Annotated in this window: 11 protein-coding genes and 1 pseudogene; 6 read left to right on the forward strand and 6 right to left on the reverse strand. The window is 43.0% G+C overall.

Annotated features, from left to right (window positions below; genetic code table 11):
- Positions 1–98 precede the first annotated feature (98 nt).
- Entirely contained in the window at positions 99–1,388 is a 1,290-nt protein-coding gene (locus VTAP4600_RS05935) for a citrate synthase (RefSeq protein WP_102521952.1), read from the forward strand.
- Between the two features lie 136 nt (positions 1,389–1,524).
- On the opposite strand, the gene VTAP4600_RS05940 is transcribed toward VTAP4600_RS05935, so the two are convergent.
- On the reverse strand, positions 1,525–2,283 hold the full coding sequence (locus tag VTAP4600_RS05940) for a Nif3-like dinuclear metal center hexameric protein (RefSeq protein WP_102521953.1): 759 nt from the start codon (positions 2,281–2,283) through the stop codon (positions 1,525–1,527).
- A gap of 79 nt (positions 2,284–2,362) precedes the next feature.
- Between VTAP4600_RS05940 and VTAP4600_RS05945 the strand changes: the two genes are divergently transcribed.
- A complete protein-coding gene (locus VTAP4600_RS05945) occupies positions 2,363–3,124 on the forward strand; it encodes a DUF1853 family protein (RefSeq protein WP_102521954.1) in 762 nt (253 codons plus the stop codon).
- Positions 3,125–3,202: 78 nt separating this feature from the next.
- On the opposite strand, the gene pgm is transcribed toward VTAP4600_RS05945, so the two are convergent.
- Both pgm and seqA read right to left on the reverse strand, forming a co-directional pair.
- Positions 3,203–4,849: a phosphoglucomutase (alpha-D-glucose-1,6-bisphosphate-dependent) gene (pgm, locus tag VTAP4600_RS05950; RefSeq protein WP_102521955.1), complete on the reverse strand. Its 1,647-nt coding sequence runs from the start codon at positions 4,847–4,849 to the stop codon at positions 3,203–3,205.
- A 136-nt stretch (positions 4,850–4,985) separates the two neighbouring features.
- Entirely contained in the window at positions 4,986–5,528 is a 543-nt protein-coding gene (gene seqA, locus VTAP4600_RS05955) for a replication initiation negative regulator SeqA (protein WP_102521956.1), read from the reverse strand.
- Positions 5,529–5,719: 191 nt separating this feature from the next.
- On the opposite strand from seqA, the pseudogene VTAP4600_RS05960 reads away from it, so the two are divergent.
- The 3 genes and pseudogenes from VTAP4600_RS05960 to fldA all read left to right on the forward strand — a co-directional run bounded on the left by VTAP4600_RS05960 (position 5,720) and on the right by fldA (position 7,462).
- Positions 5,720–6,488: pseudogene (locus VTAP4600_RS05960) on the forward strand (alpha/beta fold hydrolase).
- Positions 6,489–6,616: 128 nt separating this feature from the next.
- Positions 6,617–6,838: a DUF2788 domain-containing protein gene (locus tag VTAP4600_RS05965; RefSeq protein WP_102521957.1), complete on the forward strand. Its 222-nt coding sequence runs from the start codon at positions 6,617–6,619 to the stop codon at positions 6,836–6,838.
- Between the two features lie 90 nt (positions 6,839–6,928).
- Positions 6,929–7,462: a flavodoxin FldA gene (fldA, locus tag VTAP4600_RS05970; RefSeq protein ID WP_102521958.1), complete on the forward strand. Its 534-nt coding sequence runs from the start codon at positions 6,929–6,931 to the stop codon at positions 7,460–7,462.
- Between the two features lie 126 nt (positions 7,463–7,588).
- Here fldA and VTAP4600_RS05975 read toward each other — a convergent pair whose 3' ends face one another.
- Positions 7,589–8,071: a DUF4442 domain-containing protein gene (locus VTAP4600_RS05975; RefSeq protein ID WP_102523919.1), complete on the reverse strand. Its 483-nt coding sequence runs from the start codon at positions 8,069–8,071 to the stop codon at positions 7,589–7,591.
- 177 nt (positions 8,072–8,248) lie between these two features.
- On the opposite strand from VTAP4600_RS05975, the gene fcrX reads away from it, so the two are divergent.
- Positions 8,249–8,698, forward strand: coding sequence for a ferric iron uptake transcriptional regulator FcrX (gene fcrX / locus VTAP4600_RS05980; RefSeq protein WP_102521959.1), 450 nt, complete (start codon positions 8,249–8,251; stop codon positions 8,696–8,698).
- Positions 8,699–8,791: 93 nt separating this feature from the next.
- Here the strand turns inward: fcrX and glnS are convergent, their stop codons facing one another.
- Together glnS and nagE are read right to left on the reverse strand one after the other, a co-directional pair.
- A complete protein-coding gene (gene glnS, locus VTAP4600_RS05985; protein ID WP_102521960.1) occupies positions 8,792–10,462 on the reverse strand; it encodes a glutamine--tRNA ligase in 1,671 nt (556 codons plus the stop codon).
- A 172-nt stretch (positions 10,463–10,634) separates the two neighbouring features.
- A complete protein-coding gene (nagE, locus tag VTAP4600_RS05990) occupies positions 10,635–12,191 on the reverse strand; it encodes an N-acetylglucosamine-specific PTS transporter subunit IIBC (protein ID WP_102521961.1) in 1,557 nt (518 codons plus the stop codon).
- Positions 12,192–12,405 lie beyond the last annotated feature (214 nt).

A 12,405-nucleotide genomic window follows, 5' to 3' on the forward strand; every position in this document is an offset into this window, starting at 1 on the left:
ACAAAAGAGCAGAATAATTGACTTTAGTTGTGTTTCTGAGTACAAATTTGACACAGAAAATATCCTGGACGGATTAATAATAAACAAAGGAGAGTGTTATGACGGATAAGAAAGCGACCCTTCACATCGAAGGTTTAGCCCCAATCGAATTCCCAATAATGGACGGTACACTGGGTCCTGAAGTCATTGATGTTCGTAAATTGGGTTCCAACGGTTACTTTACATTTGACCCTGGTTTTCTTGCCACTGCATCTTGTGAGTCTCAAATCACTTATATTGATGGTGCAAAAGGCGTACTGCTTCACCGTGGCTACCCAATTGATCAGCTTGCCAACAATGCGGATTACTTAGAAGTTTGTTATATCCTATTGAATGGCGAAGCACCTGATCGTCAGCAATATCAAGAGTTTAAAGAAATCGTAACTCGTCACACTATGGTTCACGAACAAATTGCCAGCTTCTTCCATGGCTTCCGACGTGACGCCCACCCAATGGCAATCATGTGTGGTGTAGTAGGCGCTTTGGCTGCGTTCTATCACGACTCTTTAGATATCAACAACGACTCTCACCGAGAGATCGCTGCATATCGCTTGTTATCAAAAATGCCAACGCTGGCTGCGATGTGTTACAAATACTCTATTGGCCAACCGTTTATCTACCCACGTAACGAATTGAGCTACGCGGAAAACTTCCTATACATGATGTTTGCTAACCCATGTGAGGAATACACAGTAAATCCGGTTGTTGCTCGCGCAATGGATAAGATTTTCACCCTTCATGCTGATCACGAACAAAACGCTTCTACGTCTACTGTTCGTTTGGCTGGTTCATCTGGTGCTAACCCGTTTGCTTGTATCGCGGCTGGTATCGCCTCTCTTTGGGGGCCTGCTCACGGTGGTGCCAACGAAGCATGTTTACGTATGCTTGAAGAGATTGGTTCTGTTGACAACATTGAAGAATACGTAGCAAAAGCAAAAGACAAAGATGACCCGTTCCGCTTAATGGGCTTTGGTCACCGTGTCTACAAAAACTACGATCCACGTGCAACTGTAATGCGTGAAGCATGTCATGAAGTGCTCAAGGAATTAAGCATCCAAGATCCACTGCTCGACGTAGCTATGGAACTTGAACGTATTGCCCTGTCTGATGAGTACTTTGTTGAGAAGAAACTTTACCCTAACGTAGATTTCTATTCTGGCATTATCTTGAAGGCAATTGGTATTCCAGTATCAATGTTTACCGTGATCTTCGCGATGTCTCGTACTATCGGCTGGATTGCTCATTGGAACGAGATGCACTCAGATCCAGACAACCGTATCGGTCGTCCTCGCCAACTTTACAAAGGCGAAAAAATGCGTGACTTCCAACCTCTTCATGAGCGCGAATAGCACGTTAGAAGTTTAGATATTTAGAAAAACAAAACCGATGCCTAGTGCATCGGTTTTTTTATGATGAATAAGTTGTGATTACGGAGTCTGAACAATTTGACTCGACTATGCCCAAATTAAATCGAATCCTTATGCCTTAAACTGGATTATTGATGTCTACAAACGTTACATCTAACCCATGTTCGGCCGCTAACCATTCCCCTAACGCCTTAACGCCATCTCGTTCAGTCGCATGATGCCCTGCGGAAAAATAATGAATACCCTGCTCACGAGCCGAATAGGTTGTTCTTTCTGATATTTCACCTGAAATAAACGCATCCAAACCGTGTTTTGCTGCGAGGTCAATATAGTCTTGACCGCCTCCCGTACACCAACCGACCGTCCTTATTACTTCCTCTGAAGCATCAGGAGAGATATGCAACGGCTCTCTCCCATAGGCATCACATATACGTTTAGACAGGTCTAGTGCGCTTACAGGCGTATTAAATGAGCCAAATAGAGCAACGGATTGATCATGTCCTTCTAATCCACCCTCAACTTTAATACCCAGTTGTTTTGCTAACTGGGCATTGTTACCAAGTTCCGGATGAATATCGAGCGGTAGATGATAGCCATAGAGATTAATGTCATTTTTAATTAGGCTTCGAATACGACGTCCTTTCATACCGCGAATAGCTTCTGGTTCACCTTTCCAAAAATAGCCATGATGAACTAACAGCGCGTCCGCCTTCAATTCGATGGCTTTTTCAATCAAAGCTAAAGATGCCGTAACGCCAGTAACGATTCGCTTTACTTCACTACTGCCCTCGACTTGCAAGCCGTTTGGACAATAGTCTTTAATTGCATTAGGGGAGAGTTTTTGGTTTAACAAAGCTTCTAGTTGTAAGTTATTCATGGTTCAATCCAGTGAAATGATCTAATGGTTTGTTTATAACAATTCCATACTAAATTGTCGAAAGCTAAAGGAAATCACAATGGTTGGGGAAAGTTTAATGCAATGGGTGCAAAACCGCCCTTCAGTTCTAATGGAAAAGCCGCCCGTGGTAGGTTACTCACCATTTTCCTTACTCGATATCGAAGAACGGCCAATCTACCTAAATCACTCTCGCCTTGGCTTTGTCTATCAAGATGTATGCGCTCAGTTGTTTCGGTTATCGAAGACTTATCACATAGAAGCCGAAGAAATACAGCTATTCGATCAAAAACGAACCTTAGGCGCCATCGACTTTATTATTCGTAACCTTGAGAAATCCGAACTGGAGCACTGGGAGGTCGCGGTCAAATTCTATCTACTGCACGACAAAAAGTGGTTTGGGCCAAACGCTGCAGATCGCCTCGACATCAAGTTAAGCAGAATGCTGAACCATCAATTGGAGATGTCTAACACTCACTCATTTATCGATCGTCACCCTAATTGGACGAGTATAAAGCCAAAACTTTTGATGCAAGGACGATTGCATATTAACCCATTTTCTCCCGAACCCATTCCTACACATAGTTTAGGGTATGAGATACAGCCCGACTCGATTGACGGATTTTGGTGTTTTTACTCCCAGCGACATCTGATTACTTCGTCACTCTATTCCCTCACTAAAATCCAGTGGACAACAGGTACTCATTGCTTCTCAAATCCAATTGATAATCTCTCCGAGAGTCGTGTTACTTACGCTCAAACAGAAAACAACGAGTTTTGGTTTATTGTTCCTGACGATTGGCCTAATAATGTTCGCGACTAACGAATTAACCAGAAAACAAAAGAAAAAAAGGCGACCATTCTGGCCGCCTCTTTGTTGGTCTATCCAGCACTTATAGGATTATAATCCGGCTTGCTTAAAGACTTGATTTACAATTTCTTGAGCTTCTTTCTCAATCGCTTTTAGGTGCTCTTTACCTTTAAAGCTCTCACAATAAATTTTGTAAACATCTTCCGTACCCGATGGACGAGCAGCGAACCAGCCGTTCTCAGTGGTCACCTTAAGGCCACCAATTGCCGCACCATTACCAGGAGCGTGAGTCAAGCGAGCCGTGATTGGTTCACCCGCTAGCATTTCCGCTGACACCATATCTGGTGAAAGCTTTTTCAAGACGTTCTTTTGCGCAGTATTTGCCACAGCCTGAATACGGTTATATTCAGATTCACCGTGTTTTGCCGCCAATTCTTCGTAATATTGCTGAGGATTCTTACCCGTCACTGCGGTAATTTCTGCGGCTAATAGACATAAGATGATACCGTCTTTGTCTGTAGACCAAGGCGTCCCGTCTTTACGAAGGAAAGAAGCACCTGCGCTTTCTTCACCACCAAAACCAAATGTGCCTTCATATAAGCCGTCAACAAACCATTTAAAGCCAACGGGTACTTCGCATAGTTCACGACCTAAATCAGCAACAACGCGGTCAATGAGCGCACTTGATACCAGTGTTTTACCAACAGCCACATCTTTACCCCAACCTTCACGATGGCGGTACAAGTAATCGATACACACGGCTAAGAAGTGATTTGGGTTCATCAAACCCTTTGGTGTCACGATTCCGTGGCGATCGTAATCCGGATCATTACCAAACGCTAAGTCATAGTCGTCTTTAAGTGCTAACAAACCAGCCATCGCATACGGCGATGAGCAATCCATACGAATAGCACCATCTTTGTCTAGTGACATGAATTGGAAAGATGGATCAATGGCCTCACTAACAAGCGTTAAATCTAAGTTGTACGCTTGACCAATCTGGCGCCAGTAATCAATACCGCTGCCCCCTAATGGGTCTACGCCTAACTTAAGGCCTGCTTTCTGGATTGCCTCGATATCAACGACATTTGATAAGTCATCGATGTAAGGTTTCACCAAATCAGTTTCAAGCAAAAGCTCGGATTGCTTTGCCAGTGTAATCGGCGTACGTTTCACGCCTTGCAAACCTTCTGCAATCAGTACATTAGCACGGTCTTCAATTGCCTGAGTTAATTCAGCTTCTGCAGGACCACCGTGAGTTGGATTGTATTTAATCCCACCATCTTGAGGTGGGTTATGAGAAGGCGTGATCACAATGCCGTCCGCTTTTAGCTCATTACTCAAGTTGTGAGTCAAAATCGCGTGCGAAATACCAGGTGTCGGTGTAAAACCGTTATCTTGTTGGATAATGACTTGAACGCCATTAGCAATCAGTACTTCAATTGTGCTGGTGAATGCAGGTTCAGACAACGCATGGGTATCTTTACCTAAAAATAACGGGCCTTTGGTGCCCTTCTCTGCACGAACTTCCGCAACAGCTTGAGCAATGGCTAGAATATGATCTTCATTAAATGAGTACTTATCTGCTGTACCACGATGACCTGAAGTACCAAATTGGACTTTATGATCTGCATTATTGGCATCTGGTTTTAAAAGAAAGTAATTAGCAACTAGCGCTGGAATATTGTGTAAGTCTTCTTGCGACGCTTTTTGCCCCGCACGAGGATGAATAGCCATAAGTATTTCCTTATTTTATAGTTTTTTTGCAGACTGAATCCATATCGGCAATCGTTTGCTTCATTCTTACCGGTCTGAATACAAAAAAACCTCATACTGACTAACTTGTCATTATGAGGTTTTGTGTCTGCGAAGATTAAATCGAACTGCACACCTTTTCGATTAAGTCACTCTGGAATCCCATCCGCTCCATCAGCTGATCGACCATCTGCCGTTTTCGGTTGGTATTATTATTGGTAATAACCCAGAAAGGTGTCCGTGGAATTTGTCGAGGTTTAGTGGTTTTCCCACCCGCTAACAATGTTTCTTCATTGTCTGCAAAGTAAACGCGTGTTCTGCCTTTCACTTGAGTTGCTTCAGCAAAACTTGAGGTATTCAATCCGTACAGGGTAGACAACACAAGCAAGAAACGATCGATCGCTTTCTCTTTGCTTGCTAGCTCATCAGAAATAAGTAATGTCCTCATTTCTTTCACGCTGTCGAAGACTTGATCTTTTACCGCTTCCTTACTGACTACTATCCCGACATTCTTAGGGGACGCAGATTCAGTAACGGTAAGTGCTGCTTGTTGATCCACATTCAAAAGGCGGCGCAGTATGTCTGATGCACTTTCGCCAATATGTTGTGTTTGACCCGCAATATAAAGGTATAGATCCTCATCAACCTCAATTGTTTTCATTCGCTTCCACAATCTCAATATTTAAACTCACGGAGATTATACTCAAACCACCTAAAGATGCTAGCTCATAGAGGATTTATTAATTGAGTTTGAAACGACTTTAGAAGGACAATTTGTTCGTGCTACTCTATGCGATAACATAATGTCATCATTGACCAATTACTCAAAAGTACCTGTCGGGAACCTATTTCATGTCTGCATTACTGAACTATAAACTGCAAGGTGAAGGCACTACCATTGTCCTTATTCATGGCCTTTTTGGCAGCCTAGATAACCTTGGGCTATTGGCTCGCGAACTCAGCACTGATCATCAAGTATTAAGTGTCGATCTGCGAAACCATGGACTTTCGTTTAAGAGCAACGAGCACAACTATGAATTAATGGCTCAAGACGTGAAACACTTACTTACCGAACTCGATCTCAATAAAGTCACTCTTATTGGTCATTCTATGGGGGCAAAGTCGCCATGACATTAGCATCTCTCATTCCTAATCAAATTGACCAATTGGTCGTTCTCGACATGGCTCCGGTCCACTATAAAGAACGTCGCCATGATAACGTATTGGCCGGTTTAGAAGCCGTAATAGCTGAACAACCCAAGCCAAGTCACGTTCTGAGGCTATGTCAATATTAGCTCAACACATAGAGATGGAAGGCGTGCGTCAATTCCTTGGTAAATCGATGACACGGGCTAATGAGTATATTGTTTGGCGCTTCAACGTCGCTTCTTTAAAAGCCAACTACCTCAACATATTAGGATGGAATGAGATCATACCGATCAACACCCCAACCCTATTTATCAAGGGGGCGAACTCAGATTACTTAACCGAAGAGCACCAGCAAGCCGTCGCTCGTCAATTTAAGCAGGTAAAAGCTCATGTCATCGCGAACACGGGGCATTGGTTACATGCAGAAAAACCCAATGATGTATTACGTATAATCCGTCGATTTCTCAAATAATTGTTAAACACCCATTAAAGCATCGCCATTTTCTTTGTTTTATCTCTCGTCATGGGTCGAGAAAATTTTCGGATTCAACCTAATAATGATATAGTTCGGCCAGCTAAAAATTGACTAAAAGGAATGTCATGCTTTACGACTACATGAATATGCTTGAGTCCATAGGTCTCGACCTCTTATTTGCTTCGATCTTTTTTCTAATCGGTATGGCAATCAAAGATGTACTTAAGCAGGGCAATGTTCCCACGTTCGGTCGTCGCGTAGTGTGGGCAGTTCTTTTCTTAGGTTGTGCTGGATTCATTGCTAAAGGGCTTATCCAAATAAGTTGGGAAGGCACGGGGTTGGGTTAACTACACCGAATCTTTAGTGGATAGAAAGACTGCATAAACTGAAAGTCAGTATTAATCGTAAACCGTCACGAAAAAATAGGTGCTCATTCTATGGCAAGTGTAGGACTCTTCTTTGGCAGCGATACTGGTAACACCGAAGCTGTCGCTAAGATGATTCAAAAACAACTCGGCAAAAAACTTGTTCACGTGCAAGATATTGCAAAAAGTAGCAAAGAAGACATTGATAATTTCGATTTGCTGCTACTTGGTATTCCAACTTGGTACTACGGCGAAGCTCAGTGTGATTGGGATGATTTCTTTCCTGAACTAGAAGCTATCGACTTTTCAACCAAATTAGTAGCAATTTTCGGTTGTGGTGATCAAGAAGATTACGCCGAATACTTCTGTGATGCGATGGGTACTATTCGCGATATCGTTGAAGCTAAAGGTGGTACGATCATCGGTGCTACATCAACGGAAGGTTATGAGTTTGAAGCTTCTAAAGGTCTTGTTGAAGGCGACGAAAGCCAATTCGTCGGTCTATGTATCGATGAAGATCGTCAACCAGAATTAACTGACGAACGTGTGAAAACTTGGGTTAACTCTCTGTACGAAGACATGTGTCTAGCAGAGCTAGAAGACTAATCAAGACCACGCTGTCGAATCAAAAACCTCCTCCAACGGAGGTTTTTTTGTACTTGTCTCAAGTAACGCAATCTTTTAAAAACTAGTGTGACTGTGGTTAGTCACCATTTAGAGTGATGAACGAGCCTATTCGTCACGGTATTGCGGTTTCTTCCGGACATAGAGCTTACGGTGAACTTCAGACACCACATTCCCATCAGAGTCCTTTACGTGAATCACAAATTCAGGAAAGCACTTATCCCCTCTTGCCGTCACTTGAAAGATTTCATCCAGCTGACCTTGGCTAATTTGAAAATCTGCATACAAATCACTTTTACCCGGGGCAATAAAGTTAATACTCGCTTCTTTATCCCAGACGAAATATTCTTCGCCTAAAATCCCCATTAGCATCAATGAATAGACAGGGTCAGTCAGAGAAAAAATACTCCCCCCATACTGGGTACGGTTAGCATTCTTATTCCACCAGCGCAATTTCAGTTGCATATTCACTTCACGGAAATCTTTGCTAATGTTATTAATATGAATTCCTGCCCCCCAAAATGGCGGCCAGATATTCAGAGCAAAACGCACGACCCCGGGCTTGTATATTTTGGCTAGCTTCTTATCCATATCGTCCATGTTAATTATTTGTTACTGGTATGACCACAATATCCGTGATTTGACGCCAATTTACAAGCTTTGTTTATCAACCCTTTGAAGTTCGTGGTTTATTGTTACATTCTAGTAGCCTATAATGTTTGGCAATTACGACTTCTGTATTTGCTGCAGATCTAGACAGGAAACACTATGCCAGATAATAACAAAGCACTAAAAGAAGCTGGACTCAAAGTAACTCTACCTCGACTAAAGATCTTGGAAGTGCTTCAGCAGCCTGACTGCCAACATATCAGCGCAGAAGAGCTTTACAAGAAACTGATCGATTTAGGTGAAGAAATCGGTCTTGCTACGGTTTACCGAGTGCTAAACCAATTTGATGACGCAGGTATTGTCACTCGCCACCACTTTGAAGGCGGAAAATCCGTATTCGAACTGGCAAGTCAGCATCACCACGACCACTTGGTGTGCTTAGATTGCGGTGAAGTTATTGAGTTTTCAGATGATCTTATTGAAGAACGTCAAAAAGAAATCGCCGAAAGATTTAACGTTACATTAACGAACCACAGTTTGTACCTTTACGGCAAATGCAGTGATGGATCTTGCAAAGACAACCCGAACGCTCACAAGCCAAAAAAATAAACGTCTCGTATTGAATTTCTCGTTAAAAGTAAATTCAAGATAAAAAAAACGCTGGCCAGTGCCAGCGTTTTTTATTGCCGAAAGTAAATGCCGTTAGTTAGACTCTACTTTCGCCCACGTATCACGTAAACCGACAGTACGATTGAATACCAGTTTCTCTGAAGTCGAATCTTTTGAGTCAACACAGAAGTAACCCGTACGTTCAAACTGCAACCCATGTTCCGCTTCTGCCGTTAATAAGCTCGGCTCGACAACACCTTGGCAAATCGTCAAAGAATCAGGGTTAATAACCGCTTTAAAATCGTCTTCTGCCGCTGGATTAGGCACTGTGAACAAGCGATCGTAGAGACGAATTTCAGCGGGTACGCCTTTATCCGCAGACACCCAATGAATAACACCTTTAACCTTACGGCCATCAGCAGGGTTCTTACCTAACGTCTCATCATCGTAGCTACAGAAAATAGTCACGATATTGCCTTGCTCATCTTTTTCAATACGTTCCGCTTTAATAACGTAAGCGCCACGCAAACGCACTTCTTTACCAAGAACGAGGCGTTTGTATTTCTTATTTGCTTCTTCACGGAAGTCATCTTGTTCGATAAACACTTCACGAGTAAAAGGCACTTCACGACTGCCCATTTCAGGCTTATTCGGGTGATTCGCTACGTTTAACGTTTCAACCTGACCTTCAGGGAAGTTTTCAATCACGACGCGAATGGGATCAAGAACCGCCATCGCACGTGGTGCATTTTCATTGAGATCATCACGAATACAAGATTCAAGTGAACCAAACTCAATCATGTTTTCTTGTTTAGTAACACCAATACGCGTACAGAACTCGCGGATAGATTCTGACGTAAAGCCGCGACGACGAAGACCAGAAATTGTTGGCATACGAGGGTCATCCCAACCGTTAACCAAGTTTTCAGACACCAACTGATTTAGCTTACGCTTTGACATCACTGTGTATTCAAGGTTTAGGCGGCTAAACTCGTATTGACGTGGTTGAGTGTCAATTGTGATGTTATCCAAAACCCAATCATAGAGGCGACGGTTGTCTTGGAATTCTAACGTACAGATAGAATGCGTAATGCCTTCTAATGCATCAGAAATACAATGCGTGAAATCGTACATCGGGTAAATGCACCATTTATCACCGGTTTGATGGTGAGTCGCAAAACGAACACGATAGATCACAGGATCGCGCATCACCATGAACGGCGATGTCATATCAATTTTTGCTCGTAAACACGCTTGACCTTCTTTAAATCCACCATCACGCATTTTTTCAAACAGAGCTAAGTTTTCTTCAACGCTACGGTCGCGGTATGGGCTGTGCTGACCTGGCGCTTTCAATGTGCCGCGGTACTCACGAATTTGCTCAGGACTTAACTCATCAACGTATGCTAAGCCTTTATTAATTAACTCCACTGCATACTCGAACAGCTTGTCGAAGTAGTTTGATGAATAACAAATGTCACCACTCCACTCAAAGCCTAACCAGTTCACATCGTTTTTAATCGACTCTACGTATTCGATGTCTTCTTTTTCAGGGTTTGTATCGTCAAAACGAAGATTACATTGCCCTTGATAGTCTTGAGCAATACCAAAGTTCAGGCAGATAGATTTAGCGTGACCGATATGTAAGTAGCCATTGGGTTCTGGCGGGAATCGGGTATGCACACTGTTATGTTTGCCTTCAGCTAAATCACCATCAATGATTTGGCGAATAAAGTTTGATGGACGAGACTCAGCTTCACTCATCTAGACACCTCTAAGTTTTAGTATTGTCATAATTTATAGACGCTCATGATCCACAATTCTTGCCAATTACACAACTGAAATGGACAGGAAAATAGCAAAATAAGCCGCGATTGAACGAAAAATGCCTCCCATTAGGGAGGCATTCGATTAATAACTAGCGCTTAATGCGTGATTAAGGCAGTTTTACATCAGATAGGTCTTCACCAGGACCGATTGCTTTCATTTCGCCAGCAACGATTTCAGCAAGTGGACCAAGGATGACTTGTAGGTTATTTTCACCTAGTTTAACAACACCTTTAGCACCTAGTTTCTTAAGAACTTTCTCGTCAGCTAGAGAGCGATCTTTAAGAGTAAGACGTAGACGCGTAATACATGCATCGATAGTCGTTAGGTTTTCGTGACCGCCTAGCGCTTTAAGGTATTGACGTGCAACGTCACCCTTTGGAGCGTCAGCAGCTGGAGCCATATCTTCGTCATCATCTTCACGGCCAGGCGATTTCAAGTTGAATGCGCGGATAGCGAAAGAGAAAGTGAAGAAGTATAGAGCACCGAAGCCTAGACCAATTAGTAGAAGCGTAACTGGTTTAGTTGCTAGACCCCAGTTCAATACGAAGTCAATAAGACCTGCAGAGAAACCGAATCCGTGAAGCGTACCGAACATGTTAGCAACAACAAGCGCTAGACCAGTAAATACTGCGTGTAGTGCGTAAAGTGCAGGAGCTAGGAATACGAACATGAATTCTAGAGGCTCTGTAATACCCGTTAGGAATGAACAGAAAGCTACTGAGAATAGTGCGCCACCAACTTGGTTACGTTTTTCAGCTGGAGCTGCAAGGTACATTGCAAGTGCAGCACCTGGAAGACCAAACATCATAACTGGGAAGAAACCATTCATGAATACGCCAGCGCCTTTGTCGCCGCCGAAGTAACGGTGTAGGTCACCAGATTTAACTGTTTCAGTCACTTCTTTAACTACAGTTGTAATTTCAGGAGTTACTGAGTTAGCAAAAGTAAATGTGTGCTCTTGACCAACAACTAATGTTTTAGCTAGTGCTGGGTCAACACAAAGTTGAGTGATGCCTTCGAATGCGCCTTGACCTGCAACGATGATCTCTTGACAAGTACCCATACCAAACCAGAAGTAAGAGTTAAGTACGTGGTGAAGACCAACAGGGATAAGTGCACGGTTAAGCGTACCGTATACGAACTGACCGATTGCGCCAGAAGTAGATACAGCGTGTGCTAGTGCATCAAGACCGCCTTGGATTGAAGGCCATACAACGCCACCGATTGCACCAGCAACAAGAGCGAAAAGACCAGCCATGATAGGTACTAGACGCTTACCAGAGAAGAATGCAAGCCACTCAGGAAGACGAGTTGTGCTAAATGCATTGTAACAGTGGCCTGCGATGATACCTGCGAAGATACCGCCGAAGAATGACATGTTAACTGATTCGTCGATTGTTGTTGCTGTAGCAGTAAGAACAAAGTAAGAAACTGCACCGGCAAGACCAGCTGCACCGTTACCATCTTTCGCCAAACCAATTGCGATACCCAAACCAAATAGTAATGGTAGGTTACCGAAAATTGCACCACCAGCTTGCGCCATGAATGCGATGTCTAGTAGGTCACCTTGACCTAAACGTAGTAGCAACGCTGCGATTGGTAGCGTTGCAATAGGAAGCATTAGAGCTTTACCTAGTTTTTGCGCATATCCGAGAATATTCACCGTAAGTTCCCCCTATAGGATTTTTTTGGTATTAGACATGAGCCACTTAATTTGGCCGCTCAATTTAGTCCTGTTCAGTGTATTCCATTAATTTTGCCCCGCAAATTAAAACGTCATCATTTGTGATCATAGTCACCCGTTTGAGGTCTATGGGAGTGAATTTGCTAGCGAGATCATAAAACTTATTTTATCATTCGAAAGAATAGCCGATAGG

The organism is Vibrio tapetis subsp. tapetis (assembly GCF_900233005.1).
Taxonomy (GTDB): Bacteria; Pseudomonadota; Gammaproteobacteria; order Enterobacterales; family Vibrionaceae; genus Vibrio; species Vibrio tapetis.